Origin of the sequence: Ornithinibacillus contaminans (genome assembly GCF_001038425.2) — a bacterium.
GTDB classification, from domain to species: Bacteria; Bacillota; Bacilli; order Bacillales; family Amphibacillaceae; genus Ornithinibacillus; species Ornithinibacillus contaminans.
In genome coordinates, this window is record NZ_LDPV02000009.1 from 154,729 (window position 1) to 181,468 (window position 26,740).

The following is a 26,740-nucleotide window of genomic DNA, read 5'->3' on the forward strand; positions in this document are numbered from 1 at the left end:
TGAAGGACAATACTTCCTTCCAAATGAATAGTCCTGTGTGAAAAATTAATCAACAAGTGGAAAATCTTCTGCATTCCTGAAGTAGTCACCTAACTGCTGAAAATCTACTTGTGTTCCTCCGCTTCTAACAAAAAAACCATCCCGCGCAATGACAATTCCCTCGAAAGTTTCACCATTAAAGGTTACTTTCCCATTCGGAGCGATAACAACCCCTGAAAATTTCCGTACCCTACTTTTTGTACCAATTTGAATGTCTCCTTTACTAACGATAATAAAATCAGTAAAGCTATCCACATATTGACCGTTTGCAGCATCGTTATAGCTATCTAGTTGGACATTATCTCCGATTATTTTTCCAGCTTGATTTCCTGAAATCTTTTCGGTATAACCATTCGCATCAAACCACTCATCCGCCTTTAAATCTGGTATTTCATTTGTTGGAAAACGCTCTTGAGCCACACTTTCCTGCCGAATTACCTTCTTTAGAATTTGGTTACTATAATTAGCCGGATGTGATAAATTTCCTATGTAAAAAATCGAGGACTCTCCTGATAAGGAAGGTGTCCAGCCTAATTCTACGTTCCCATTAACATAGACATTTCCATGAATCTCTGCATCCTTCAGCCGGAGGTCACCATTAACAAACATATTACCGTAAATAGCCCGGCGTCCAGACCAGAAGGTAGCATTTCCATTTACAACTATATTTCCTGGTGAAATGCTAGAACCTAGTCCCGCACTACCACCATCAAAGAAAACATCCCCATCTATGTACAGATTCGAAGTATTTGTTAATGCCCCTCCATTCAATTGACTACCATTCCAATCCCCTTTTATAACGATAGACGCGTTTGGTCCATTTACACGACTCCCTTCAAACACAAACTGTGAACCATGCACAAATACATTCTCCTGTAGTAGATAATCATAAAAATTTTGACGACCATTTTTTCGTTTAAGTACAAGTGTTTCATCAGTTTTTCCTTCAATGGTTGTTTCAATAGCAATAGAATTATTGTCAGAATCATACAGGGTTAGCTGGACAGCTAAATCCTGCTTAGGGTCAATCTGTTCCACGCATTGATTAGTATTATTGATAATCGTTGTATTTAAAGATAATTGCATCTGTAGGTTTTCGTTCCATAATAGATCTCCATAACAAATACGATAAGGACTATCCCCTTGATGAGTATGTTTAATGTCGCTGATCACACTGTTTGCCTCCTGCTTTAAACTAATAGCAGCTTGGCTTTTTTCATTATATTGAATGACAGAAAATAAAACGTGATAAGCTATTCCAAATACAATGGTAACAATCGCAAGAACACCTAATAATTCAATTAATGTGAAACCTCTTTCTGCCGTCAAAATTCTTTTTACCATATAGTCACCACTTCTTAAAGTAGATAGTTTATTGGAATTTACTGAATTATCTCTATTATACCACGAAAAGACCTAAGTCAAATGACTTAAGTCTTTTATCATAGTTTTATGAAAAATATACTAGAATACAGTGGTTAACGATCGTTACCTAACCAGCCCCGTCTCTCTCCACCAGATTCCTTCCAAGGTACTTGGGTCTCACTTATACTAATTCAATTACTTCACCGATTTTCATAACCTTGCCGATACCTGTTTTAACACGTTCGGCGAATAAATCTGGGTCTTGTTTTATAACCGGAAACGTGTTGTAGTGAATTGGAACGACGGTTTTTGTTTTAATCCAATCTGCGGCAACTAACGCATCATCTGGCCCCATTGTAAAATTATCTCCGATTGGAATAAATGCAACATCTATCTCGTTCATATCCCCATACATTTTTAAATCCGTAAATAACGCGGTGTCTCCTAGATGATAAATGGTCTTCCCTTCTATTGTTAGGATAATTCCAGCAGGCATACCAGTATAGATAGTCGTATTATCATCTTCCGTATAGGAAGAACCATGGAATGCTTGTGTAAGCTTTACTTTCCCAAAATCAAACAAATGGGAGCCGCCGATATGCATCGGATGTGTTGTAATACCTTTCGTTGCTAAGTAGTTTGCTAGTTCATTCGGAGCAACTACTAAGGCATTGTTTCGTTTAGCAATCTCCACCGTATCGCCTACATGGTCATTATGTCCGTGTGTAAGCAGTATGTAATCTGCCTTTACTGTATCTGGATTTAAATCACAGTTACTATTTCCTGTTAGAAACGGATCAATTATTATCGTGTGTTTCTCTGCTTCCACCTTCACTACAGAGTGGCCATGATAAGATACCTTCATTACACTCATCCCTTTCATATTTATACTTCTACTATACTAATTCTACGTTAAAATAAAAAATCCTTTCCACACGAAAAAAAAGACAGCATTTAGTAAAATGCCGCCATCATTGGTTAGATTACGTTATTCTTTTCCCATTGCTTTCTTGAGTTCTGCTAGTTCGTCATCTACATGTGAATCAAATTTTTTAAACTCATCATCTAGCGTACGACTTTGTACCGATAAATCCTCACTAGTCTCTGCCTCAGCTTCAAAGCGCAATACCTTTTCTTCCATTCGTTCAAATCCTCTACGTGATTCATCACTACCAATGGAAGACATGGTGCGATTGATTTTCGTTCTGGTCTTAGCGGATTCTGCGCGCGCTTTTAAGGAATCCTTTTTTAAATTCATTTCTTGATATTCTTTTTTCATCTCTTCTAATTTGCTCTTAAGTACTTGGGAGTCATTTTTTGCTTGCTCGTAGGAATCGGTTAATAAAGTAGCTTGTTTTTCATATTCATTCTTTTCCTGTAAAGCACGTCTTGCGAGGTCATCTTCACTAGCTAGAACTGCTTTTTCTGCTTGTAATTGGCGCTTTTCAACCATAGCTTGTGCATCTTCCAGCTTCCTTTTTAAGATTTTTTCATTCGCAATTTGCTTTGCAACAGCAGCTTCGACCTCTTGAATTTCCTCTCCCATCTCTCGGAGAAATTGATCAAGCATTTTAATTGGGTCCTCTGCTTTATCCAACATGGCATTTAATTCTGAATGGACAATGGTCTTCATTCGTTTAAATAATTTAAACATAAGTAACCTCCATATTTTTTAAATTTTACAACACTTTTCTAATTAGTAGTACGAACGGGAAATAAAAAGGTTTCAACAAATCGTAAAATTACTTCGTTGTACACGAATTATTAAAACGTTTATAATAATAGGTAATAAAATGAGGTGAATAATATGTCTACAAGAATTGAAGGATTATTACAAGCGTTACAGGAAAATAAATTAGAAAGTATACTTATTTCATCGCCAGCTAACGTATATTATATGAGCAATTATTATACAGACCCACATGAGCGTGTTGTTGCAGTTTATGTAAGTAGCGAACATGAGCCTGTTATGATTCTCCCTGCAATGGAAACACAGGATGCAAAGGCTGCTGGATGGGCGCATGACATCATCGATTATCATGATCATGAGGATCCATGGGAATTATTTCTAGCATTTCTAACAAACAAAGGAAAAATACCTACAACAATCGGTGTTGAGGAAGATTATTTAACCTTAAACCGATATACGACTATTCAACAAATCTTACCAAACACTGAAATCAAGCATGCCCAAGAAATTGTAGCCACACTCCGTGTTATCAAAAATCAACACGAATATGATTTACTGAAACAAGCTGCCGAGTTAGCGGACTTTGGTGTTCAAACTGGAATAAATGCGTTAAAAGAAGGCATAAGTGAGTTCGAAGTTATTGCAACTATTGAATATGAACTTAAGAAAAAAGGTGTACAAGGGATGTCCTTTTCTACAATGGCTCTCTTTGGAGATAAAACCGCTTCACCACATGGAACTCCAGGAACTCGTAAGCTAGCCAAGGGAGATATGGTTTTATTTGATCTTGGTGTAATCTATGAAGGTTACTGCTCGGATATAACAAGAACCGTTGTCTTTGACTCCATAACAGAAGAACAAAAAACAATTTACAACACCGTACTAGAGGGACAACTAAAAGCAATTGAAGCATCTACACTTGGTAGCGAAGTCGGTCAAATCGATAAAGCAGCTCGTGACCATATTGAGGCAAGTGGATATGGTAGCTACTTTAATCACCGTGTCGGCCATGGTTTAGGCATTGAAACACATGAATATCCTTCCATTCACGGGAATAACAAACTAGCGTTACGGACAGGCATGTGTTTTACAATCGAGCCCGGCATTTATGTACCAGGCGTTGCAGGAGTTCGAATTGAAGACATGATCTTTATGACAGAAAATGGCGCGGAAACTTTAACGAAGTTTCCAAAAGAATTACAAATAATTAAGAAATAAAAAGTTGGGACTTAAGTAAAGTAAAAAATACTTAAGTCCCAACTTTTTTAGTGTTCTAAAAGTGCTACTGGTGAACGATACTCTAAGCCATGAGCTTGTGCAACTGCTTCATATGTGACATATCCATCCACAGTATTTAACCCTTTTTGTAGGGCCTGATTACCTAAACATGCTGCTTGATAGCCCTTCTTAGCAATTTGCAGGGCGTATGGAACCGTCACATTCGTTAAACCAATCGTAGAAGTTCGCGGTACTCCCCCAGGCATATTGGCAACAGAGTAGTGAACAACACCATGTTTTGTATAAGTCGGATTATCATGCGTGGTAATTCGATCACTTGTCTCAAAAATTCCACCTTGATCTATTGCTACATCTACAATAACAGATCCTTCTGACATCTGTTTTACCATTTCTTCTGTTACTAGCTTCGGAGCCTTTGCCCCTGGAATTAATACCGCACCAATGACTAGATCTGAATCAGCAATCGAATCAGCAATATTCATTGGATTTGACATCATTGTGTTAATAGAAGAGCCGAAAATATCATCTAAATAGCGTAATCTTTCGGGATTAAGGTCAAGAATCGTGACATTTGCTCCCAATCCAATAGCTATTTTAGCCGCATTTGCTCCGACTACACCACCACCAATAATAGTAACTTTCGCACGTTTAACCCCTGGAATACCCGCAAGTAATATTCCCTTACCACCTTCAGGTTTTTCTAAAAATTGTGCACCGATTTGAGCAGCCATTCTTCCTGCAACCTCACTCATTGGAGTCAATAACGGCAAGGAGCCGTTCTGCAATTGAACCGTTTCATATGCAATGCCAACGACTTTATTTTCAATTAATGCTCGTGTTAAAGAAGCTTCTGCCGCAAGATGCAGATATGTAAACAAAATCATCCCTTCGTAGAAATAACCATATTCCTCTGGAAGTGGTTCCTTTACTTTCATGACCATTTGTTGTGACCATGCTTGCGCCGCAGAATCAACAATCTTCGCTCCTGCTTGTTGATACTGTTCATCAGTAAAACCTGATCCAAGACCAGCAGTAGTTTCAATAAACACATGATGCCCTGCATTCGTTAAGGTTAGTACCCCAGCTGGTGTGATGGCTACTCTGTTTTCATTGTTTTTAATTTCTCTCGGAATCCCGATATTCATTTGGAACACCTTCCCCACTATAATGTAAGCACTTTCATTGTACCAAAAATTATTCATAATAAATACTATAATATGAGCATATCTGAAAAATTAAAAACAATCTACCCCCAATTTTGAGGGTAGACCGTCTTAGAAGGTTAATGCATTAAGCCTTTCGATTATTAAATGTCCAGATACCGCGATTGTTGTGTAATTGGTCTTCCACAACTCCACTTTGATAGCTTTCAAATAACTGGTTTTGTACCGCGGCAACTCCTTGATGGTCTTCTTCTAGAACATGTTTATTCTTTTTCTTAGCCATTATGCTCACCTCCATAGTTTAGTTTGTACATTAATTTGTAACAAAAGCCTGTCTACTTTTACCAAATGTAAGCGTTTTTATTGTATACTATAAGTAGATAATGAAAGGGGAGAAGAACATGAGATTTGAATACAAAAATATCGTAGTAGCAATTGATGGATCTGAAGCTTCTGAGAAAGCCTTTAATAAAGCTCTTGATATTGTAAAACGTAATAATGCCCATATGATTCTGGCACATGTAGTAGATTCTCGCACATTTGCTACTGCCGAAGCCTATGATCGCACACTTGCAGACCATGCCGATGACTATGCTAAAGACTTAGTTGATAGCTATGTTGAGAATGCAAAAGAAGTAGGCATCTCAAAAATCTCCCGCTGTATTGAATATGGATCTCCACGAGTTAAAATTGCGAAAGATATTGCTGCCACCTTTCAAGCTGATTTAATCATTTGTGGTGCAACCGGTATGAATGCAGTAGAGCGATTTCTAATTGGAAGTGTTTCTGAAAGCATTACACGACACGCTACATGTGATGTGCTAGTGATACGTTAATAAAAAAAGGTTGAGACATACGTATTATACCTATGTCTCAACCTCTTACTTTTTAATTAGAAAGACGCACTGTATCGCGAGCAATCATAACTTCTTCATTTGTTGGAATAACAAGAACTTTCACCGGTGAATGTGGATAGCTGATAACAGCTTCTTTCCCTATTGCAGCGTGGTTAAGTGCAGGATCCCAATAAATACCCATGAATTCTAATCCATTTAATACTTTGGCACGGATAATATCACTATTTTCACCAACACCAGCAGTGAAAATAACTGCATCAACACCAGACATTTTCGCAGCGTAAGAACCAATATATTTATGAATTCTTCCGGCAAACACATCAAGCGCAAGATCTGCACGCTTATTTACCCCTGCTTGCTCTTTAATATCACGAAGATCACTAGAGAAACCAGATAAAGCAAGCATACCACTTTCTTTGTTTAGAACGTTTAGTACTTCCTCAACTGTTTTGTTCGTTTTTTCCATGATATACGGGATTAAAGCCGGATCAATATTTCCCGAGCGTGTACCCATAGTAACACCAGCTAGCGGTGTGAATCCCATCGAAGTATCTAGTGATTCGCCGCCTTTTATTGCAGCAATACTTGCACCATTTCCTAAATGACAAGAAATAAGGCGTAAATCCTCTAAAGGCTTGTCCAAAAGCTCTGCTGCTCTTTCTGATACATATTTATGTGATGTACCATGGAAACCATATTTACGAATACCATATTTCTCATAATATTCATATGGAAGGCTATATAAATAAGATTGCGGTGGCATTGTTTGATGGAATGCTGTATCAAATACTGCGACCATAGGTACAGTTGGTAACACTTCCTGGAAAGCACGAATACCAGTTAGATTTGCAGGATTGTGTAATGGCGCTAATTCTGAAATATCTTCAATTTCTTTTAGTACTTGTTCGGTAATTAATACAGAATCATTAAACTTCTCACCACCATGCACCACACGATGTCCAACAGCATCGATTTCATCTAATGATTTAATAACACCTGAAGTAGTTAATCTTTCTAGTAATAATTTCACGGCAACTTCATGATTCGGAATATCTGTTACCGTTTTATCTTTTTTACCGTCAACTTCAATACCAAAAACCGCTTCCGGAAGACCGATTCTCTCAACAAGTCCTTTTGCTACAACCGTTTCCTTTGGCATTTTAATAAGCTGGAATTTTAATGATGAACTACCTGCATTAATTGCTAATACATTACTCATGATTGTTTCACTCCTAGTTGTTATTTAACATTATAATTTTTGAACCAATTGTTCATTTTTCCTAGAATATCTTCCATTGCTTTCGTATTTTTCAGGGAAGGAAGTTGTACCAATAATGGTTGTTTCGGTCCTTCTGTATGTTTCCCTTTCTTCCTCAGGATTAAAATACTTTTTGCATTTTTCTCTGATTTAAAAGCACTTTCCGGTAATTGTAGCATTCCAATTATATGGGCATACTTTTGTAGATAAGCATGTAGCTTATCAGAACCAGCACCATCAAAAATAAAATTCGGAACTAGTAGAATTAAATAGCCCCCATCATGTGTATAATTCATACTTTGTTCGATAAATAAATGATGCGCATAGGAATGCCCTTCATCTGCTTTTAATTCATACGTGCTTGCCCGAATATCGTCTGGATAATATCCAACCGGTAAATCTGAAACAATTAGATCAACTGGATCTAACAAAAATGGACGCAAGCTATCTTGATGGAAAAATTCAATTTCTATTTTTTGAAGGTTTGCACTGACTACCGCTAATTGAATTAACGTTTGATCAACTTCACTCGCATAGGCATTAACTGTTTTACCTAGCTGAGAGCTTACGGTTGTTACCAAATTCCCGGTTCCGCTTGCTGGATCAAATAAGCGAATTTTCTCCTGGTGATTTGTTAGCTTTTGAGCAAGGTACCCAACAATTAAAGCAATTGCTTCTGGTGTCATCATATGCTGTTGTTGCGTGGTATCCTTCATTCCCTTCAGAACTGAGAACTGAATTGCTTTACGAATCTCATCAGGCTGATAATTCCCAATGGTCACTTGTTTTAAGGCAGTATGTAATTTATGCGAAAGAATGTCATCCATTGATTCGTCTGCACCGTCATAGAACAATGTTTCTAGTGTAAGAATTAAACTATCCAAATAAGGTTCGTTCATGTGTTGCTCAATGATTTGGGTCGTTTCATCCATCCACTCAAACAATGTTTCCACATTTGATTTTTCCATAATTAATCCTCCGTTCTATTAGACCCGTTATATTGTACCAAATGCGCCCCCATCTGTACAAAATAATGAATTGGTGGGAAGATTTCCACAATACAAAGCCCCCATTTTTCGTGTAACTATGGGGGCTATTATTTGTCTTATTCAGCTTTTTCCGCTTCTTCAAGCGCTTTATCATAGTCCGGATGTTCGCTAACTTCATGAACATATTCTACGTAGGTTACTTTATCATTGGAATCTATTACAAAAATGGACCGGGCTAATAATCGTAATTCTTTTATTAGGACACCATATTTTTCACCAAAATCAGCGTCCCGATGGTCTGATAACAACTCTAAATCTTCCACATTATTGACTTCTCGCCAACGTTTTTGAGCAAATGGCAAGTCCATACTAACAGTAATGACGCTCACATTTTCTAATTCCTTAGCTTCTTCATTAAATCGATTTGTTTGGATGGAACACACGCCAGTATCGATTGATGGAACAACACTGATTAATTTTATCTTCCCTTGGTAATCTGCCAGTGATTTTATTCCTAGGTCATTCGTTAACACATTAAAATCTGGCGCGTTATCGCCAACCTTCACTTCATTTCCTACTAATGTAACTGGATCTTGATGGAATGTAACCTTTACCATAATCATTCCTCCTCATCATTATACTCACTAGTAATTATGATAAAAATAAATGGCGATGTCCAATAATTAAGACTCGCCAGTCATTGGTTATATGTCATAAATGGAAGAAGATGATTCGGATGCAGAGTCATCATCCCCCGATTGTTTATTCTCAGATTTAGTATTTTCCTTGGCTTTTGGATCGTTTTTAGCTTCTGAATCCTTTTTTTCTTTCTTACTTCCTTTTCCTAAATCACTTTCTTTTAATAACTGTTGGATTTTCTCGACAGCTTTTGGTGCAAAATCTAGCATTTTTTCATAAATATGTGTATTTTCATCTAGATGTACCATCTTAATACCCTTTTGACTAACAATTAGAAACGCGACAGGTGTAATGGAAACTCCACCGCCACTACCACCACCGAAAGGAAAAACAGCTTCACTACTACTATCACTTTGAGTGTTTCCGGATACGAATTCACTACCACCTGCAGCAAATCCAAAACCTAGTTTCGACACTGGGATAATAACACTACCATCAGGGGATTCAACAGGATCACCGATAATTGTATTTACTTCAATCATATCCTTCAGGTTTTCCATTGCGGTTGTCATTAATCCTTGAATCGGATGCTCCTCCATTTTGATACTCCTCCTTCATTACAAAATTAAGTATAAATTGCTTTTTTTACACCATGTCGTTGCATTTGCATAATGGTGTGTATAGCTTTTCCCAAACGGATCGAAACCATGCAATCAATTTCTGATTGATAGCCTTTTTGTTGAAAATATGGGATGACAGAAAGCTTGGGTTCACAGTTCATTGTTGCTAATTCAGAAAGCAACCCAAGAACCGTCCCTTTTACCATCCATAACCCTCCTGCTACTAAACCAGCACTACTCGCCTCGCCAGTTCCGAATGTCGTCTTCCAGACAAGCTGTTTAATCGTAAGATGCCTGCATGCCATTTTCACCATATATTTCGTAGTTTTCAGCTGCTCTACCACTGTATGCATCAGTTGGCTAAAATTATTTAATTCAATATCTTGCTCAAGCCCCTTCCATAAATCTGCTAAGTGTGATGTCTGATTGTGAGTCTGTTGTTGTTTTAGATTTATTTTTTTCTCCAACATACGAAAACGAGCTAAATGAACCGTGAGCTTAAGGTAATGGGAATCTTTTTGATAATAATAGTTCACACTAATCGTCAATCGTTGTAAAAAAAGCACGATTATAATCACCATAATGAACCCAATTAAACTACATACGATAATCCAACCCATTTACGCATCTCCAAATATTAGTAGTTACTATAGGTTGCCACAACTTTCCAATTTTATCCTAATTTATGCAAAAAAATGGGGACTATCCGCAAAGCGAATAGTCCCTAGCCATTTATGCTATTAAATTGTCTTAACCTTTGATTCCACCAAATTGTTGTTCAGCCATTTGAACTAAACGCTTCGTAATTTCTCCACCAACAGAACCGTTAGCACGAGAAGTTGTGTCAGCACCAAGTTGAACACCAAATTCTGTTGCAATTTCATACTTCATTTGATCTAATGCTTGTTGTGCACCAGGAACTACCAACTGATTTGAACTATTGTTGTTTGCCATGGTATTTCACCTCCTTGGTACGCTTATAATGTGCCAAAAGGAGGTGCCTCATTCACAATTTTAATTGGTAAGTGTTACTAGATTATCCAATTAGAACAACCCTTCAAATGCATCTTCAACTTTTTTCTGATCAGTAATTGTTACTACTTCTATTCCTTCGATTGCTTCTTTTAGAAGCTCATCATAATTGTAGGTTGACTCATAATAATTCACTCGATCACGCTTCGGCTTTGTTTTTGGTGCTTTAGGAACAAATATTGTACAACAATCTTCATACGGACGGATCGAAATATCAAACGTATCAATCGCCTTGGAAATTTCTATAATTTCATCTTTATCCATTGTAATTAGTGGTCTAATGATTGGATAATTGGTTACTTCATTAATTGTATTCATACTTGTCATAGTCTGACTTGCTACCTGACCTAAGTTCTCACCTGTCGTCAACGAAAGAATGCCTTCCTTCCGACAAACTTGTTCACTAATACGTAGCATCATACGTCGCATCACAGTCATTCCGTAGCCGTCTGGTGTCTCTTGAAAAATTCGTTGTTGTAATTTTGTAAAAGGTACTAGATGAATTTTAATTTTTGAACCATAGCTCGTTAATTTTTCCGCTAAATCAAACACTTTTTGCTTCGCACGATCGTTTGTGAAAGGTGGTGAATGAAAATGTATCGCTTCTATTTCTACCCCACGTTTCATCGCTAGGTAACCTGCAACTGGACTATCAATCCCGCCAGATAATAGCAGAAGCGTCTTGTCAGAAGTGCCAACTGGCAGTCCACCTGCACCACGAACGACACTTGACGTTATATAAGTTGCCTCCTGACGAATTTCTACTTTTACTTCGACATCAGGACGATGAACATCTACTGTAATATTCTCGGTATTTGCGAGTAAATGTCCACCCAATAGTTGATTTAATTCCTGAGAACGATTTGGAAAACCTTTATTTATCCGTTTTACCGACACTTTAAAGGTGTTTACATTCTCTGCATTTTGCAAAGCGTATAAAGCAGCTGATTTAATTTCCTCCAGCTCATTCTCAACCTTAATCGCTAAACTAAAACTATGGATACCAAAAACATGTTTACATTTTTCTATAATAGCATGTGGATCATGCCCATTTAGTAACACAAACATTCTTCCTTGTGTTCTTTTCACACGAACATCAGGAAACTCCATTAGTTTATGCCGAATATTTTGTTGTAGTTTTTCCACAAACTTCTTTTGATTCTTTCCTTTTAACGCTAATTCTCCATAACGAATCAATATATGATCAAATTGCATAATTATCTCTCCATAACATCTGATAGTTGTAATAGTGCTTCTTTTAATGTGTGTAAGAACGTTTTAAGTTCTTCAATAGTATTATCATAGGATAAGCTAACTCTTAGTGCTGATTTTGCTCTTGCTTGGTTGTACCCACACGCCTTTATGATTCTACTTTCATCTAAATCCTTTGATGAACATGCTGATTTTGTCGAAATAAAGATTCCTTGTTTTCCTAACGTATGAATCATCACTTCGGGTTTTAATCCAGGTATAGAAAAGTTCATAATATGAGGCGCTCCGTCCTCTGGTGAATTCATCATGACAGCTGGAATGCTTTGCAATTCATTGCGTAGAAATTGCTGCATCTGCTGTAGCTTTGTCGCCTCTGTTGCTTCACGATTTTTAATAAATCGTAATGCTTTTACAAAGGCAACTGCACCCGCTAAATTTTCTGTGCCTGAACGAATATTTCGTTCCTGCTCGCCACCATGAAATAAAGGACATAGCTTTATTCCTTTTCGAATATACAAAATGCCTGTTCCTTTTACACCATGGATTTTATGACCTGACATAGTACATAGATCAATGCCACTATTTGCAAGTGTAAGTGGAATTTTACCCAGACCTTGCACATGGTCTACATGAAAGAAGAGCTTTGGATAGTTTTTGGCTAATTGGCCAATTTCTTGAATTGGTTGTATCGAACCAATTTCATTATTGACATGCATGATACTTATTAAAATTGTGTCATTACGGATTGCCTGACGGACATCCTCTACTGATACTACACCATTTTGATTCACTGGTAAATAAGTTATCTCGAATCCCAGCGACTCAAGACTCTTACATGCTTCAAATACAGATGGATGCTCAATCTCGGAGGTGATAATATGTTTTCCTCTACCTTGGTGCTCAAGCGCAATTCCTTTCATCGCAATATTATTTCCTTCTGTACCACCAGAAGTGAAAATAATCTCTTCTTCATGTACCGCTAATAACTTTGCCGCCTGTTGTTTTGATTGAATAAGCAGCTTCTCCGTTTCTCCCCCGAGCTGGTGGATGGAAGATGGATTAGCAAAAAAGCGACTAGATACTTGTAGAAAGCTTTCTAACACCTCAGGATGTGGTTTTGTCGTAGCACTATTATCAAGATATATCATAGAATAATTCCCCTTTACCGAAAACTTACATTACATGTATAAAGACAAAACGGAAGGCTGACTTTAAGAGAATAATATATCCTCTAAAGCAGCCCCCTTAGTTCTATCATGTAATCATTCTTATCGTATCATTTGATTTGCTTCAATTCGTTTTAAAGCACCCGGTTCAACTTCTTCAATGGCACTTGCTGCTTGCTCTAATGCAAGCTCATATTCATAATTACGGAAAAGCGATTCAGCCTCAGCTAATTTAGCAGCAAGTAATGGATATTTACTTCGATAACGGTTAGCATACTGAATCACTTGCTCTGTTAATCGCGCCTGATCAAGCATAATTTCCGTTTGCTCCATTACAAGTTCAACTGCTGACTCTGCATCATAAAGTGCACGTTGCACTTCTGCAATATCCAATGGACTTTTATCTAATGTTTTTAAAACATGATTGCTTTTTTCTGTTGCTTCCTCCATTGTATTCCAAATAAAGCTCGGAACACCAGGAATATTGCTTTTCTTAATTTTTCGATTTGCTTCATTAATCTGTTCACGAATAGCTGATAAAGTTTCTTTTGCTTCCAATTCATCTTTCCGGAGGTTATACACACTTATTTTAAAGTCATGATGTTTTTCGGAAATTTCTTGAAGCTGATTAAAGCCTAACTCTAGCTGTAATCGCAATTCAGAATGTGGCATTTTTTCGTCTTCAATACCTTCTGTTAGTTCTTCATATATCTTTTGCAGCTGTGTAATTTGCTTATCAAGTGATAAGTATTTTTCCATATCTTGATCATCAAAATAATACGTTTGCTTCAGTGTTTCTACTTCTACCTTCGTCTCTTCAAAAGCAGCCGCAACTTCTTTGATGGATTGTTGATAGCCAGTAATTTGTGTTTCCATGAAGTTTTTTGCAATCGCTTCTTTTTCCAACAATTGGTACATTTCTTGAATTCGTTCTGTTACCTCATTCGTTAAAGCTTTCGCCTCAGATGCATTTCCTTTTTCCAACGCATTGACACAATCTAACAGACGTTGCTGATATCCCTGCAATTCCTTTTCAAATCCAAGATGATCAATTCGGAACCCTTCTTCTTTCATTTCTTTAATCCCGGAGTAAAGATCATCAATTTGGGATGGAATTTCTTGTTTACAAGCACGGTAAATTTCTGGAAATTCCTCGACTTCTGCTTCTAAGTCGTCCAGTCGATCTTTTAACGACTCTACTAAGGTTTTGGCTTCAATATAATTACCAGAATCTACTAGATCATGATAATTTGTAAGCATTTCGTTTAACTCATCTATTTCTACTTCAAATCTAACCTCGGCTTTACCGTATTGGAAACGATTTTGTGCTACTTTTTTACGTAATGCCTTTATTGCAGGTTGTATATATTCTACTTCTTTACGACTTGATTCTTCGGATTCCACTAGTTCATCTAACTCGGATATAATTTTTTCAATATCCTTTTCAATTGATTGTAGAACCTGTTCCGTTTTTCGTAAGGTCTTTTTAGCTCTCGTAAAACGAAACTTATCTGCCGCTTCCTCTGCATCAAATAAATATTCCTCAATATCTGGTAATTCCTTAGAAAGAATAAATTCCCAGCGTTCTTTCCAAGATTCGAATCGTTCTTGTGTTTCACCAGATAAATTTAACGTCTTAATCCTCGATAATTGTGATGTAACATTCCGGTTCATGATATCAAGTTTCCAGCTCTCCAGGCGATCCACAAAATCATAAACTCTTTTTCTCATAATAAGGCTGGTAATAATGAGTGCAATAATCACAAGTATAATTCCAATAACATAAACCATATTAAAAGCCCCCTAATTAAGTCCAACAACCATAATCTCTTCTATATTATCGCTTCATTTATCGAAATCGTTTAGATCGTTTAGATATAGATATTTTATATAATCCTTATGATACCATGTGCGGGTGATTTTTGGCTAAAAAAATCCAAATAAATAGCAGATTTTTTAATTTCCGTGTCGCAATTTGTAGATTTTACCAATGGAATGGTTTTCCCTTATAAAAAAAGTGGGATAGTAGTATTTTGGTAAGATAAAATCGACTATTCGTCCACAATACCCGAGTATAGTGAATTGTTCGTCTTATGCTTATCAAAGTTACTTTTATCCCAGCTAAAAACAATGCGACTTACTCCGTTATAAAATCCAACCAAGTATGAATGGTTTGAACGTACTTATTAATGAATAGTGAATGCGAGTAATCCCCGACTACTTGGTTACGCCATTCGTTATGTAATACATAAGGTGTCACAATCATTCCTTTTAATTGCATTAATAAAAATTGTCGGTCTAATTTCTTCTTATCCGCATTAACCTCTTTAAAAATTGCTGAAAATGCATTTCCGATAATGTAATTTTCCTTTGCTAAATACGTGACTGCCATTTCTCGTACAAACACAGAATCCATTGACAATTCGCGATGAATGAAACAGGAAAATTGTAGCTTCGAATGCTTATATTGTATAATTGTATAAATCAATTGTTTAAATCGTTCGATTGGTTCTTTTTCACGGGATTCATTAAGAGTTGTTTCCATGATGGCAAGATAATCTTCATAGTAAGTAGAGATTGCATATTCCAAAAGCCCTTGTTTTCCTTTAAAATAATAACTAATTGAGGAAACATTCACAGCAGCTTTTTCTGCAATATCACGTACAGAGGTTCCATGAAACCCTTTTTGATAAAAAAGAGATGATGCAGCCTCAACTACTTTCCGCTTCGTAGGGGAGGTATCTTCCATTGATATCAACTCCTTATCTAAAATATAACACTATTATTTCTTTTATATCATACTTATGATGAATATTGGAAATATCCTGCAAAAATTGTGTCATATAACCCGAGATTTTTCATAGAGAGGATGAAATCTTATGTTTCAAACGAGCCTATACTCTGGCGATAAAGCGAAAGACTATGAACTAGTCATCAAGCAATTATCTGCCCTATTAGATGGTGAATCAGATACTGTTGCCAATTTATCCAATGCATCTGCCCTATTAAATCAATTCCTTGATGCCATTAACTGGGTTGGTTTCTATTTATGGAAGGATGACCAGCTAGTTCTTGGACCATTCCAAGGATTACCTGCTTGTATTCGAATTCCATATGGTAAGGGTGTTTGCGGGACCGCTGTAAAAGAACGAAAAACGCAACGAATTGAAGATGTGGATCAATTCCCTGGACACATCGCCTGTGATAGTGCCAGCAAGTCTGAAATCGTCGTACCGCTTATCCGTGACGGTGAAATACTTGGAGTGTTGGACATTGATAGTCCAGTCTTAAATCGATTTGACGAAACCGACCAGATTTACTTAGAAAAGTTTGTTGAGGAATTGTTAAAGCACATGTAATAGATGTTAGGAAATTGATAGCTTCCCACACGAGTGAAAATTCACACGAGTGGGAAGCTTTTTAAGTTATAGCAACCTCGTTTCGTCTGCTTCTTCCACTTTTTGTTCTTTTCTACCGTATTTCACAACACAATTTTTCCCAAAGCTCTTTGCTTCGTATAATGCTTTATCTGCTCGAACAAAGAAATCTTTTGCAGAATCTGCTTCTTCCATAGACCAGGAAGATACACCAGCTGATAAGGTAACCCGTGGCTCGGTAAAATTTTCTACTTGATTATTTATATTCCTTGCTACATGTACCCCCTCATTCAAATCGGTACTTGGTAAATAAATAGCCAGTTCTTCACCACCCCACCTAGCTGGAACATCCTGTTCCCCAATGCTAGACATAATGATATCTGCTACCTGCTTGATGACCCCATCCCCGATATAATGACCATATGTATCATTAACTTTTTTGAAATCATCAATGTCAAAAAGTATTAACGTCCCCATCTCACCAGTCCCCATATGCTGCATGATTTTCTCATCTAAATAACTTCTTGAAAACAACTGCGTCAAATAGTCTGTTGCTGCTGCTTTTTGGAGCTGCTCTTTCAATATCGTATTAACAAATGCTAATGTCGAGTGACGAATTATGGACTGTAACAATTTAAATGTATCAAACGTAAAGGAATAAGGATTCTGACCAAGTACAATTACCAGACCATTAACCAATCCAGAATTTTCCATTGGAATCACCATAACGGAGCGAAACGGAAGGGAAATATGACTATTATTATAGTCGCCTGAGAAAATCGACTCTTTCTTTGCTAATGCTTCTTCTACCAATAAGCGGACAAATCCTCTTCCTTCAACAGATTGAAAGAAAGCTGTACTGCCTTCTAATACTTCAAATTGATTGGTTATTTCCTGCATCCGATAAACAAATCCAATTTCACTTGCATTACACATCTGGATAATTTGATGTTTTACTAAATTCGTAATCCCTGTCAATTCAAGATTAGAGTTTAATTGATGCGTTATATCATTTAATAATTTTAGATCGGATACTAAATGGGTAGAATTTTGATATAATGTTGTATTCTCAATTGCTTTCCCAGCAGCATTAGCAAATTTCGAAATAAAGTCGATTTCTTTCGAAGGAAATTCAACAAATGTTTGGGATACAATTTGTATAACACCATACACGCCTTGTAGCCCCTTTAATGGTGCATAGACACACGTACTTTGGTCATGAAGGCGATCTTCTATTTGTACTGTCCCATTAATGAACGCTTGCGAACTGACTAACTTTGTTGACTCATCACCATACTTTAACGATTTAATCGGTAGTCCGGGTACCTCATCATGGTCCTGTGATAATAATAAATAAAACCGAAAGCTTGGATAAATGTCACGCAATGACGCAATAATTTTCATTAATATATCTGTTTTATTATTTAGCATAAAGAATGTGGACGTAATTTCAAATAAATATTGATTCTTTTCCAAATGCCAATTGCTTTCATCCAATAGAAATACATATGACAATACTTTTTCTGTCTCCTGTTTAATGAACACACAATTTTCCCAAGTCACATCCGCAGCTTCATACCCCAAAACAAGCAATCCAGCTGGTCCTTCGGCAGGTTTTAGTGTAATAACCTTGTAGTTTATATCCGGGGAAATAACAATGAATAACTTATCTGCAGGTAATGTTAATGTCATTGTTCCATCCATAATTGCCGTTCTATATGTATCTACCTGATCCTCTACTATATTATTTAGAAGCACTTTCCTTTGATTCCGCGCGCTTTGTGATACAAGCGAAAACCGCTTCGTCCAACTATCGAATAAGTATATTCCAATAAAGTCTGTATCTAATTGTTCATTCATACCGCAAGTAAGTCTCTCGTAAATATCTTCCGTTTGTTGTGGAGATAGACATGTTAGTAATTCATAGTAAAATAGTTGCAGTTTTTCTATATTCATTTGTTTTATCATCGTTACTCACCTGGGTTTCCTATGTACCTTGAATTTATTCCATTCTCAATTATATAATAACTCTGACTTTTTTCCTATATAACTTTAAAAAAATTAATGAACAATGACCTAGTATTCTTTTCATAAGAATAGTTGACTTAGTAAAGAAAAAATTATATACTATTCTTTGTGTAAAATAACAAGGCAGCCTATAGTGAATCACCACTTTGCCCATTTTGTTCCTCAAATTCTCGAGGTGTATCGTGTAACTCTCTGCTGCTGGAGCGATGGTACATGAAAACATAATGGCTCGTGCGCATGATCACGGTTGGATTTTATTTTATGCAAATAAAATAAGAGGAGGAAATGTCCCATGGCACGTTATACAGGATCTGTATGGAAAAAATCACGTCGACTTGGCATTTCATTAACTGGCACTGGTAAAGAGCTAGACAAACGCCCTTATGCTCCAGGGCAACACGGAGCAAACCAACGCAGAAAGCTTTCTGAATATGGTCTTCAATTACAAGAGAAGCAAAAACTACGCTTCATGTACGGATTGAACGAACGTCAATTCCGTAACCTATTTGACAAAGCAGGAAAAATGAAAGGTGTTCATGGTGAAAACTTCATGGTTCTTCTTGAATCTCGCCTTGACAACCTAGTATATCGTTTAGGCCTTGCACGTACACGCAGACAAGCTCGTCAGCTTGTAAACCATGGTCACGTAACGGTAAATGGTTCACGCGTTGATATTCCATCATTCTTAGTAAAACCTGGTCAAACAATTGGTCTTCGCGAAAAATCAAGAAACCTTGATATCGTGAAAGAAGCAATTGAAGTGAACAACTTCGTACCAGAATACGTAACATTTGATGCTGATAAATTAGAAGGAACTTTCAATCGTTTACCAGAACGCTCTGAACTTCCATCTGAAATCACAGAACAATTAATTGTAGAATTCTATTCTCGTTAATAGTTGCGCTGTGTAAACAGCACTTTCAAAAAAGCCCAATTCCTTTAAGATAAGTAAAGGTTTGGGTTTTTTTATTTTCTAGCTTTGTAAAGTTTCGTATTTCCAACTTTATAGTTACCCAGAATGTTTTGCTTTACTTCTTCTATTTGTTGCCTCCCTTGAGTGACCAAGTAATTTAATCCAAAGGCAACAAATAGAAAGAATAAACCCTTCTTATTCTCCATTTTAGTTTCCTTTCGTTTAATTACTTTTTTTCATTCCTCTTTACTAACCACAATGCAATCCTAACAAAAACTACAACAAATATTGCATGTAGAGTATTCTCCACGATATCAATCGTATCATTTCTGAAATATGCAAAAGCACTATAAGAAGTCATTAAAAAGAGAGCTCCCCCAAGAAAAATAGATACTTCTCGTACAATTTTACGAATCATTAACACCTCTCCCGAACCTTTTATCCTAAAATTATATAGGAAAATATCTAAAATTTGAATTATCTTGTTAGCGGTTATGTAAAAACCATCTTGAAAGTTGACAAGTAACTTTCAAGATGGCTTATCCCATTTCTTAAAACTAATTATAATTTTTTCATTACTCTATTTCATGTTGCCATTAAAATCTGTTCAGCATTTTTAACGCTATCTGCTCGTGGTGGCTCTACACCTTTTAGCGGATACTCTAGTCCAAGCGCTTCCCATTTGTATACACCTAATTTATGATACGGGAGCACTTCCACTTTTTCTACATTGTTTAAAGTTTGAATAAACTCTGCTAGGTTAACTAAGTCTTCATCAACGTCCGATTTTCCCGGGACAAGTACATGCCTAATCCAAACAGGAACATTTCTCTTCATTAAATACCGAGCAAAATCTAAGATACGGTCATTTGCTATTCCTGTTAGTTCTTTATGTTTTTCCGAATTAATTTGCTTAATATCTAATAAAACAAGGTCAGTTAACGATAAAAGTTCATCCAACGAAGCTAAGAACGTTGGTGACGTAGAGAAGCATCCACCAGATGTATCAAGTGTCGTATGGATACCCTGTTTCTTTAATTCTCTAAACAGCTTGACTAAAAACGTTGACTGAAGGAGTGGCTCTCCACCACTTACCGTCACGCCACCGCCAGTGGTCTTAAAGAATGGCACGTAAGAATCAATGTCATGTAGTAGTTCCTCTACCGAAACCTCCTTGCCTTCCCCCATTTTCCACGTATCAGGATTGTGACAATATTGACACCGCAAAAGACACCCTTGCATAAATATTATATACCGTATCCCTGGTTCATCTACAGTACCGCACGTTTCAATAGAATGAATCCTACCTTTACCTTTCATCATAACGTCCCCTCTCTTATCTTTCTTAACGATTTTCATGAAATGTACGGTTAACCACGTCAATTTGTTGTTCTCTTGTTAATTTTATAAAGTTAACCGCATAACCTGAGACGCGAATCGTAAGCTGCGGGTATTTCTCTGGGTGATCCATAGCATCTAGTAATGTTTCTCTATCAAATACATTAATATTTAAGTGATGCCCCCCTTTTACGGTATAGCCATCCAATAAGCCTACTAAGTTTCTTTTTCTTGTTTCCTCTTCTTTCCCTAATGCTTTGGGTACGATGGAGAACGTATTACTAATGCCGTCAAGTGAATAATCATACGGTAATTTCGCAACAGATGAAAGGGAAGCAAGTGCGCCTTTCGTATCGCGACCGTGCATTGGATTTGCTCCTGGTGCAAATGGTTCACCAGCTTTTCTCCCATCTGGAGTTGTACCAGTCTTTTTACCGTACACAACATTTGATGTAATCGTTAAGACGGATTGCGTTGGTACAGAATGACGATATGTTTGGTGCTTTTTGATTTTGTCCATGAATTTTTTAACAAGCTCTACCGTAATACTATCAACACGGTCATCATTATTACCGTATTTCGGAAAATCGCCTTCAATTTTAAAATCAACAGCTACACCATTTCCATTACGAATCGGTTTTACTTTAGCGTATTTAATTGCACTTAATGAATCAGCTACAACGGATAATCCCGCAACACCACATGCCATCGTACGTAATACGTCTCTATCATGTAAGGCCATTTCAATCCGCTCGTAGCTGTACTTATCATGCATAAAGTGAATTATATTTAATGTGTTCACGTATAATCCCGCTAACCAATCTAATACTTGATCATATTTGGCAATTACTTCCTCAGTTTGCCATTTTCCTATTGTAAAACCTTCCCAAGCGGTCGTGCTCATTATCATTACCTCCCGTAATTTTAATTTGTGAAATATTGAGCAAATAACACTGTAATATTCACTCTCAAATTAATAATACCACCATATATAAATAAAAGTATGTGAAAAATGTAACAAATTTGTGTCTATTCCACTTTTAGAAAGCTCGTTTTATTTCTCTTGTTAACGATTGCTGTGTTTTTTCTTAATAATGGCGAGGAAGATTGGTACTGTTAGTCTCGAAAAAACACAAGAGCTACAATTCCTGGTAACCCAAGAACTTGTAGCTCCTATGAAATAAATTCTCATTGGTATTTAAGCATAGCGAATCAAGAAATATTTCTTTTTCCCTCTACGGATAATGGTAAACTTGCCTTCGATACGATCTTCCTCTGACAATATATAGTCAAGTTCCTGCTGTCTTTCTCCATTAATATAAATAGCACCATTGGTAACATCTTCTCTAGCCTGGCGTTTGGATGAGGAAATATTAGCATTGACTAGTAAATCGACTAATCCAACATCCTCTTGGTCCATTTGGAAAGAAGGCACATCTTTAAATCCTTGATCAATCTCATCTGCTGATAATGATTTTAAATCACCACTAAACAATGATTCTGTAATCTTTTGTGCCTGTTCTACTGCCGCTTGACTATGAACAGCTCTAGTCATTTCCTCCGCAAGTCGTTTTTGGGCAACACGTTTTTCAGGATGGTTTTGCACCTCAGCTTCAAGCGCTGCTAACTCTTCATCTGATAAAAATGTAAAGTAGTTTAAGAACTTCATCACATCACGGTCATCTGTGTTAATCCAAAACTGATAAAACTCATACGGACTCGTTTTGGCAGCATCTAACCAGATTGCCCCTCCGGCAGATTTACCAAATTTCGTTCCATCTGCTTTAGTAATTAATGGAACTGTTAAGCCGAATACTTTAATCTCTTCTTCCTCATTTTCTCTACCACGACGTATTAGCTCCATACCCGCCGTAATATTCCCCCACTGGTCACTTCCACCAATTTGCAATGTACAATTCTCTAATTCAAATAGCTTTTGGAAATCTAGTGATTGTAAAATCATATAACTAAATTCAGTGAAGGAAATCCCCTGTTCAATACGAGCAGAAACGGATTCCTTTGCAAGCATATAATTTATGCTAAAATGTTTCCCCGCATCACGCAAGAAATCAATAACGGTCATACTTCCTAGCCATTCATAATTGCTTCGAACGACAACTGGATTTTCATCTTTATCGACCTCTAAAATTCTAGAGATCTGTTCTTTTAGTTTTTCGCTATATTCTTTTACTACATCCTCTGTATTTAACGAACGCTCTGTAGAACGGCCACTCGGATCACCAATCATACCTGTTCCACCGCCGACTAAAGCGATTGGCTTGTGACCTGCTTTTTGGAATCGTTTCAGCATTGTAAGTGGAACTAAGTGACCAATATGCAGACTATCTGCCGTTGGATCAAAACCACAATATAAGGTTACTTCCTTTTCCGCTAAATGCTTCGCTAATCCTTCATAATCTGTAACTTGACTTACTAATCCTCTTTTTTCCAAATCCTGCAAAATCTCCATTCAACTCACACTCCACTAAAAATTTCTAATAAAAATAAAAAAACTCCTTCCCTATAATATATAAGGGACGAGTTTAACACGCGGTACCACCCTTGTTGCAAATTAATGCCACTTTGGGTTTGTTAACGATGACATCACCGTCTTAAGTTAACCAATTCATTAACAAAAGATAGCTCCAGAATTGTAATTCACTTGCAAATGTTTACTGGTTTCCACCAACCACCAGTTCTCTAGGAAAGGGATTTGCTCGCTACTAGTTCGTTCACAGCTTTTATCATATAAGATATTCTTATCTATTCTTACCATATAATGAGAGAAAATGCAATGGATTTTTGAAAATTTCAGGTACCCTCCTATACGTTGTCTATGCTATAATTAGGCTTGGAATAATAGGAGGTTTTATCGTGGATTTTAAACAATTACTCCATAAATATGGAACGAAACTTAAAAAAATCTGGCGTACGGGAAATATACAACGTACATCTCGAATTACATATGATGTTGTCTGGAATGTTGTCTTGTTTTTCCTTGTTCTCGGCTTTATCGGTCTTTTCTTAGGAGCAGGAATTGGATTCGGTTACTTTGCATCATTAGTGAAAGATGAACCAATTCGACCTTATGAAAGCATGGAACGAGACATTTACAATTATGAAGAAACATCAAAATTATATTTTGCTGGGGATATTTACTTCGGAGACATCAACTCCGATATACACCGTGAAGAAACCACATTAGAACACATCTCCCCTATCCTGCAACAGGCAGTAGTTGCTACTGAGGATGAATTCTTCTATGAACATGAAGGAGTCGTACCGAAGGCAATAGTTCGTGCCTTAGTTCAAGAATTTACAAACTCTGAAATAAAATCAGGTGGAAGTACCTTAACCCAACAGTTAATAAAGAACCAAATATTAACGAACGAGGTTTCCTTTGAACGTAAGGCTAAGGAAATATTACTTGCCATGCGTCTCGAAAAATTCTTTACGAAGGATCAGATATTGGAAGCATATTTGAATATCATCCCATATGGACGAGGTGCCAACGGGCGTAATATTGCTGGTGTTCAAACTGCATCTAGAACTATATTCGGTGTCAATGCAGATGAAGTAAATCTTCCGCAAGCTGCTTATCTAGCAGGATTACCACAAAGCCCTTCCTACTATACGCCATTTGAGAGTAATGGTGGCTTAAAAAGCGAAGAAGGAATTCAGCCTGGTATTAACCGAATGAAGACTGTACTTAAGCGCATGTATGAAATGGAATACATTTCCAAAGAAGAATATGATAATGCTTTACAATATGATATTGCTGCAGACTTTGTTGGCGAATCGGATACAACAATTGAAAAGTATCCTTATCTAACTTATGAACTCGAAAAAAGAGCGAAAGAAATCATTATGAACATCCTTGCAGAAGAGGATGGCTATACAAAAGAAGATTTGGCAGAAGATGATTCATTACGTGAACAATATGAAATATTAGCAGATCGTGATCTACGACAAAATGGCTATAATATTCATTCTACTATTGATAAAGATATTTATGATGCCTTTAAAGAGGTTGCCGCTAATTTTAAAGATTATGGACCAGACTGGACAGGTCCGGTAGAGGATCCCGTAACTGGTGAAGAAGTTGTCATTACCCAGCAGGTCGAAGCTGGGGCAAGTTTAATAGAAAATAGCACAGGTAAGATTATTAGTTTCCTGGGCGGACGAGAATATAGCTTAGATGATCAAATAAACTATGCTACTTCTGCTGAACGATCGAACGGTAGTACAATGAAGCCGTTTGTCTATGCATCAGCAATGGAAAAAGGTGTCGTTCAACCAGGTACACCTGTACTAGATAACAAGACTTCATGGGGTGAATGGACGCCTGGTAATTTTGACGAAAAATTCCATGGATTGCTATCTGTTCGTGACCATTTGACAGATTCATACAATTTGCCAGCAATTAAAGTTTATACACAAATCATGAATGATAATATTGTTGATCAATACTTACGAAAAATGGGAATCACATCTCTGACAGATGGTGAATACCAAAATCCAGCCTTATCAATTGGTGCTGCAACTTATGGTATTTCTATTGAAGAAAACACCAATGCCTACGTGACGTTTGCAAATGGTGGAAACTTTGTTGATGCCTATATGATTGAAAAAATCACCAATCAAGATGGGGAAGTAATTTATGAACATAAGAGTGAGCCAGTGGAAGTATATTCACCTCAAACAAGTTATTTAACACTTGATATGATGCGAGACGTAGTTAGTGAAGGCTCTGCTTCCTACCTACACTCTCAATTAAACAGCCTTGGATCCACTGATTGGGCCGGTAAAACTGGTACATCACAGGATACGAAGGACGTACACTTTGTTGGTACAAATCCTAATGTAACAATGGGATCATGGTTAGGATATCGAATAGGTAAATCACTACGATGTGATTCATGTCTGTATCATAGTAACCGTAACTTAAAATTATGGGCAGAGCTTATGAATGCTGCTAGTGAAATTAGACCTGACTTAGTTACACCAAGTACTAGATTCCAACAGCCAGAGGGCATTGTATCTCGTTCTTATTGCGCAACTTCTGGAATGCTTCCGTCTGATTTATGTAAGGAAGCAGGATTAGTATCAAGTGATATATTTAATATAAACTTTATTCCAAAAGAAGTTGATGATAGCCTTATAAAAGGTTCCTATGTCTTGGTAGACGGAAAGGCCGTTCTCGCTGGTCCTAACACACCGAAGGAATTTGTTCAAGATGATGGAATTTCCTTCAATCCAGACTTCTTAAAACGAATGGAATATGATAAACTCAATGATTTAACACAGCTCTTCCCTTCATTTAGAAGAGAAGCATGGGAAAAAATTAGTATTCCAAATACAGATGGCAAAAATGGTATCAAGGATGATGGAAAAGCACCATCAACTCCGAGCTCCTTTGCCCATAAAGGTAAGAATTTAACCTGGAAAGCATCTGGAAGTAAAGATGTGATCGGCTACCGTATTTACCGTGCAAATGAGCCAGGTGGGAAATTCGAGCTAATTGGCAACACGGTAGAGACTACATTTGCAATTCCTTCTGGAAAAGCTGTTTATCACGTGAAATCGGTTGATTATTTTGGAATGGAATCATCACCATCAAAGGAATTCGTAGTAGGTGACTTCTCTGAGGCAATTGATAAACCGGAGAATCCAACGGAAGATGATCCGAGTGATCAAGCGAACTCACCAGGAGAAATACCTGATGAAGGTGATACAGACGAGGATTCAACAGAAGATGATCCAGAAGACAATCAAAATGATGATGTGTAAGGAAGAGGTATTCCCTCTTCCTTTT

The 26,740-nt window shown here is 37.0% G+C and carries 25 protein-coding genes, 1 pseudogene and 1 other annotated feature; of the genes and pseudogenes, 5 read left to right on the forward strand and 21 right to left on the reverse strand.

The features are described from left to right. Positions 1-45 precede the first annotated feature (45 nt). From JF53_RS01530 to JF53_RS01540, 3 genes are all read right to left on the reverse strand, one after another. On the reverse strand, positions 46-1,383 hold the full coding sequence (locus JF53_RS01530) for a prepilin-type N-terminal cleavage/methylation domain-containing protein (protein ID WP_047981589.1): 1,338 nt from the start codon (positions 1,381-1,383) through the stop codon (positions 46-48). A 202-nt stretch (positions 1,384-1,585) separates the two neighbouring features. Next, on the reverse strand, positions 1,586-2,269 hold the full coding sequence (locus JF53_RS01535; protein WP_053351191.1) for a metal-dependent hydrolase: 684 nt from the start codon (positions 2,267-2,269) through the stop codon (positions 1,586-1,588). Positions 2,270-2,392: 123 nt separating this feature from the next. Further along, positions 2,393-3,058, reverse strand: coding sequence for a PspA/IM30 family protein (locus tag JF53_RS01540; RefSeq protein WP_047981588.1), 666 nt, complete (start codon positions 3,056-3,058; stop codon positions 2,393-2,395). Positions 3,059-3,211: 153 nt separating this feature from the next. Between JF53_RS01540 and JF53_RS01545 the strand changes: the two genes are divergently transcribed. Beyond that, positions 3,212-4,312, forward strand: coding sequence for a M24 family metallopeptidase (locus JF53_RS01545; protein WP_047981587.1), 1,101 nt, complete (start codon positions 3,212-3,214; stop codon positions 4,310-4,312). A gap of 47 nt (positions 4,313-4,359) precedes the next feature. Here JF53_RS01545 and ald read toward each other — a convergent pair whose 3' ends face one another. Together ald and JF53_RS17665 are read right to left on the reverse strand one after the other, a co-directional pair. After that, the gene (gene ald, locus JF53_RS01550) at positions 4,360-5,478 is read right to left on the reverse strand and encodes an alanine dehydrogenase (RefSeq protein ID WP_047981586.1); all 1,119 of its coding nucleotides are present in this window, start codon (positions 5,476-5,478) and stop codon (positions 4,360-4,362) included. A 145-nt stretch (positions 5,479-5,623) separates the two neighbouring features. After that, positions 5,624-5,779, reverse strand: a complete 156-nt coding sequence (locus tag JF53_RS17665; protein ID WP_169750777.1) for a hypothetical protein — start codon at positions 5,777-5,779, stop codon at positions 5,624-5,626. A 118-nt stretch (positions 5,780-5,897) separates the two neighbouring features. On the opposite strand from JF53_RS17665, the gene JF53_RS01555 reads away from it, so the two are divergent. Beyond that, entirely contained in the window at positions 5,898-6,332 is a 435-nt protein-coding gene (locus JF53_RS01555) for a universal stress protein (protein WP_047981585.1), read from the forward strand. Between the two features lie 52 nt (positions 6,333-6,384). On the opposite strand, the gene JF53_RS01560 is transcribed toward JF53_RS01555, so the two are convergent. The 10 genes from JF53_RS01560 to refZ all read right to left on the reverse strand — a co-directional run bounded on the left by JF53_RS01560 (position 6,385) and on the right by refZ (position 16,018). After that, entirely contained in the window at positions 6,385-7,572 is a 1,188-nt protein-coding gene (locus JF53_RS01560) for an acetate kinase (RefSeq protein WP_047981584.1), read from the reverse strand. 20 nt (positions 7,573-7,592) lie between these two features. Continuing rightward, a complete protein-coding gene (locus JF53_RS01565; RefSeq protein WP_047981583.1) occupies positions 7,593-8,579 on the reverse strand; it encodes a class I SAM-dependent methyltransferase in 987 nt (328 codons plus the stop codon). 137 nt (positions 8,580-8,716) lie between these two features. Next, a complete protein-coding gene (gene tpx / locus JF53_RS01570; protein WP_047981582.1) occupies positions 8,717-9,217 on the reverse strand; it encodes a thiol peroxidase in 501 nt (166 codons plus the stop codon). A gap of 87 nt (positions 9,218-9,304) precedes the next feature. Continuing rightward, complete coding sequence (ytfJ, locus tag JF53_RS01575; RefSeq protein WP_047981581.1) at positions 9,305-9,838, reverse strand: GerW family sporulation protein; 534 nt, start codon at positions 9,836-9,838, stop codon at positions 9,305-9,307. A gap of 26 nt (positions 9,839-9,864) precedes the next feature. Next, the gene (locus JF53_RS01580; protein ID WP_047981580.1) at positions 9,865-10,479 is read right to left on the reverse strand and encodes a DUF2953 domain-containing protein; all 615 of its coding nucleotides are present in this window, start codon (positions 10,477-10,479) and stop codon (positions 9,865-9,867) included. A gap of 130 nt (positions 10,480-10,609) precedes the next feature. Continuing rightward, positions 10,610-10,813 (reverse strand): alpha/beta-type small acid-soluble spore protein, encoded by a 204-nt coding sequence (locus tag JF53_RS01585; RefSeq protein WP_047981579.1) that lies wholly within the window; start codon positions 10,811-10,813, stop codon positions 10,610-10,612. 90 nt (positions 10,814-10,903) lie between these two features. Next, positions 10,904-12,106, reverse strand: a complete 1,203-nt coding sequence (gene thiI, locus JF53_RS01590; protein WP_047981578.1) for a tRNA uracil 4-sulfurtransferase ThiI — start codon at positions 12,104-12,106, stop codon at positions 10,904-10,906. A 2-nt stretch (positions 12,107-12,108) separates the two neighbouring features. After that, positions 12,109-13,251, reverse strand: a complete 1,143-nt coding sequence (locus tag JF53_RS01595; protein ID WP_047981577.1) for a cysteine desulfurase family protein — start codon at positions 13,249-13,251, stop codon at positions 12,109-12,111. A 120-nt stretch (positions 13,252-13,371) separates the two neighbouring features. Beyond that, entirely contained in the window at positions 13,372-15,060 is a 1,689-nt protein-coding gene (ezrA, locus tag JF53_RS01600) for a septation ring formation regulator EzrA (protein WP_047981576.1), read from the reverse strand. A 346-nt stretch (positions 15,061-15,406) separates the two neighbouring features. Then, positions 15,407-16,018: a forespore capture DNA-binding protein RefZ gene (gene refZ / locus JF53_RS01605; protein ID WP_047981575.1), complete on the reverse strand. Its 612-nt coding sequence runs from the start codon at positions 16,016-16,018 to the stop codon at positions 15,407-15,409. A 130-nt stretch (positions 16,019-16,148) separates the two neighbouring features. Between refZ and JF53_RS01610 the strand changes: the two genes are divergently transcribed. Beyond that, positions 16,149-16,628 (forward strand): GAF domain-containing protein, encoded by a 480-nt coding sequence (locus JF53_RS01610; protein ID WP_047981574.1) that lies wholly within the window; start codon positions 16,149-16,151, stop codon positions 16,626-16,628. 66 nt (positions 16,629-16,694) lie between these two features. Here JF53_RS01610 and JF53_RS01615 read toward each other — a convergent pair whose 3' ends face one another. Beyond that, positions 16,695-18,614: a sensor domain-containing diguanylate cyclase gene (locus JF53_RS01615; RefSeq protein ID WP_053071931.1), complete on the reverse strand. Its 1,920-nt coding sequence runs from the start codon at positions 18,612-18,614 to the stop codon at positions 16,695-16,697. A 352-nt stretch (positions 18,615-18,966) separates the two neighbouring features. On the opposite strand from JF53_RS01615, the gene rpsD reads away from it, so the two are divergent. Continuing rightward, entirely contained in the window at positions 18,967-19,569 is a 603-nt protein-coding gene (gene rpsD, locus JF53_RS01620; RefSeq protein WP_047981573.1) for a 30S ribosomal protein S4, read from the forward strand. Between the two features lie 71 nt (positions 19,570-19,640). Here the strand turns inward: rpsD and JF53_RS17395 are convergent, their stop codons facing one another. The 5 genes and pseudogenes from JF53_RS17395 to tyrS form a co-directional block, all read right to left on the reverse strand. Further along, a complete protein-coding gene (locus JF53_RS17395; RefSeq protein WP_157052439.1) occupies positions 19,641-19,793 on the reverse strand; it encodes a hypothetical protein in 153 nt (50 codons plus the stop codon). Positions 19,794-19,813: 20 nt separating this feature from the next. Next, entirely contained in the window at positions 19,814-20,005 is a 192-nt protein-coding gene (locus tag JF53_RS01625; RefSeq protein ID WP_047981572.1) for a hypothetical protein, read from the reverse strand. Between the two features lie 167 nt (positions 20,006-20,172). Continuing rightward, positions 20,173-20,907 carry a pyruvate formate-lyase-activating protein gene (gene pflA / locus JF53_RS01630; protein ID WP_157052442.1) on the reverse strand — a complete coding sequence of 245 codons (735 nt, stop codon included), beginning with the start codon at positions 20,905-20,907 and terminating at the stop codon, positions 20,173-20,175. Between the two features lie 25 nt (positions 20,908-20,932). After that, a pseudogene (locus JF53_RS01635) lies at positions 20,933-21,781 on the reverse strand (pyruvate formate lyase family protein); the annotation flags it as partial. Positions 21,782-22,123: 342 nt separating this feature from the next. Further along, positions 22,124-23,395: a tyrosine--tRNA ligase gene (tyrS, locus tag JF53_RS01640; protein ID WP_047981570.1), complete on the reverse strand. Its 1,272-nt coding sequence runs from the start codon at positions 23,393-23,395 to the stop codon at positions 22,124-22,126. 60 nt (positions 23,396-23,455) lie between these two features. Next, positions 23,456-23,670: a binding site (T-box leader), on the reverse strand. 129 nt (positions 23,671-23,799) lie between these two features. Here tyrS and JF53_RS01645 point away from each other — a divergent pair. Further along, a complete protein-coding gene (locus JF53_RS01645) occupies positions 23,800-26,715 on the forward strand; it encodes a transglycosylase domain-containing protein (RefSeq protein WP_047981569.1) in 2,916 nt (971 codons plus the stop codon). Positions 26,716-26,740 lie beyond the last annotated feature (25 nt).

What these genes read in the sequence shown, in the direction of transcription:
- JF53_RS01560 (WP_047981584.1), bottom strand. Translation starts at nt 7,572, where the DNA reads ATGAGTAATGTATTAGCAATTAATGCAGGTAGTTCATCATTAAAATTC.
- JF53_RS01555 (WP_047981585.1), top strand. Translation starts at nt 5,898, where the DNA reads ATGAGATTTGAATACAAAAATATCGTAGTAGCAATTGATGGATCTGAA.
- JF53_RS01585 (WP_047981579.1), bottom strand. Translation starts at nt 10,813, where the DNA reads ATGGCAAACAACAATAGTTCAAATCAGTTGGTAGTTCCTGGTGCACAA.
- JF53_RS01615 (WP_053071931.1), bottom strand. Translation starts at nt 18,614, where the DNA reads ATGATAAAACAAATGAATATAGAAAAACTGCAACTATTTTACTATGAA.
- tyrS (WP_047981570.1), bottom strand. Translation starts at nt 23,395, where the DNA reads ATGGAGATTTTGCAGGATTTGGAAAAAAGAGGATTAGTAAGTCAAGTT.
- tpx (WP_047981582.1), bottom strand. Translation starts at nt 9,217, where the DNA reads ATGGTAAAGGTTACATTCCATCAAGATCCAGTTACATTAGTAGGAAAT.
- ytfJ (WP_047981581.1), bottom strand. Translation starts at nt 9,838, where the DNA reads ATGGAGGAGCATCCGATTCAAGGATTAATGACAACCGCAATGGAAAAC.
- ald (WP_047981586.1), bottom strand. Translation starts at nt 5,478, where the DNA reads ATGAATATCGGGATTCCGAGAGAAATTAAAAACAATGAAAACAGAGTA.
- JF53_RS01530 (WP_047981589.1), bottom strand. Translation starts at nt 1,383, where the DNA reads ATGGTAAAAAGAATTTTGACGGCAGAAAGAGGTTTCACATTAATTGAA.
- refZ (WP_047981575.1), bottom strand. Translation starts at nt 16,018, where the DNA reads ATGGAAGATACCTCCCCTACGAAGCGGAAAGTAGTTGAGGCTGCATCA.
- JF53_RS17665 (WP_169750777.1), bottom strand. Translation starts at nt 5,779, where the DNA reads ATGGCTAAGAAAAAGAATAAACATGTTCTAGAAGAAGACCATCAAGGA.
- JF53_RS01565 (WP_047981583.1), bottom strand. Translation starts at nt 8,579, where the DNA reads ATGGAAAAATCAAATGTGGAAACATTGTTTGAGTGGATGGATGAAACG.
- JF53_RS01610 (WP_047981574.1), top strand. Translation starts at nt 16,149, where the DNA reads ATGTTTCAAACGAGCCTATACTCTGGCGATAAAGCGAAAGACTATGAA.
- JF53_RS01580 (WP_047981580.1), bottom strand. Translation starts at nt 10,479, where the DNA reads ATGGGTTGGATTATCGTATGTAGTTTAATTGGGTTCATTATGGTGATT.
- JF53_RS01535 (WP_053351191.1), bottom strand. Translation starts at nt 2,269, where the DNA reads ATGAAGGTATCTTATCATGGCCACTCTGTAGTGAAGGTGGAAGCAGAG.
- JF53_RS01595 (WP_047981577.1), bottom strand. Translation starts at nt 13,251, where the DNA reads ATGATATATCTTGATAATAGTGCTACGACAAAACCACATCCTGAGGTG.
- pflA (WP_157052442.1), bottom strand. Translation starts at nt 20,907, where the DNA reads ATGAAAGGTAAAGGTAGGATTCATTCTATTGAAACGTGCGGTACTGTA.
- thiI (WP_047981578.1), bottom strand. Translation starts at nt 12,106, where the DNA reads ATGCAATTTGATCATATATTGATTCGTTATGGAGAATTAGCGTTAAAA.
- JF53_RS01625 (WP_047981572.1), bottom strand. Translation starts at nt 20,005, where the DNA reads ATGATTCGTAAAATTGTACGAGAAGTATCTATTTTTCTTGGGGGAGCT.
- JF53_RS01545 (WP_047981587.1), top strand. Translation starts at nt 3,212, where the DNA reads ATGTCTACAAGAATTGAAGGATTATTACAAGCGTTACAGGAAAATAAA.
- ezrA (WP_047981576.1), bottom strand. Translation starts at nt 15,060, where the DNA reads ATGGTTTATGTTATTGGAATTATACTTGTGATTATTGCACTCATTATT.
- JF53_RS01540 (WP_047981588.1), bottom strand. Translation starts at nt 3,058, where the DNA reads ATGTTTAAATTATTTAAACGAATGAAGACCATTGTCCATTCAGAATTA.
- JF53_RS17395 (WP_157052439.1), bottom strand. Translation starts at nt 19,793, where the DNA reads ATGGAGAATAAGAAGGGTTTATTCTTTCTATTTGTTGCCTTTGGATTA.
- rpsD (WP_047981573.1), top strand. Translation starts at nt 18,967, where the DNA reads ATGGCACGTTATACAGGATCTGTATGGAAAAAATCACGTCGACTTGGC.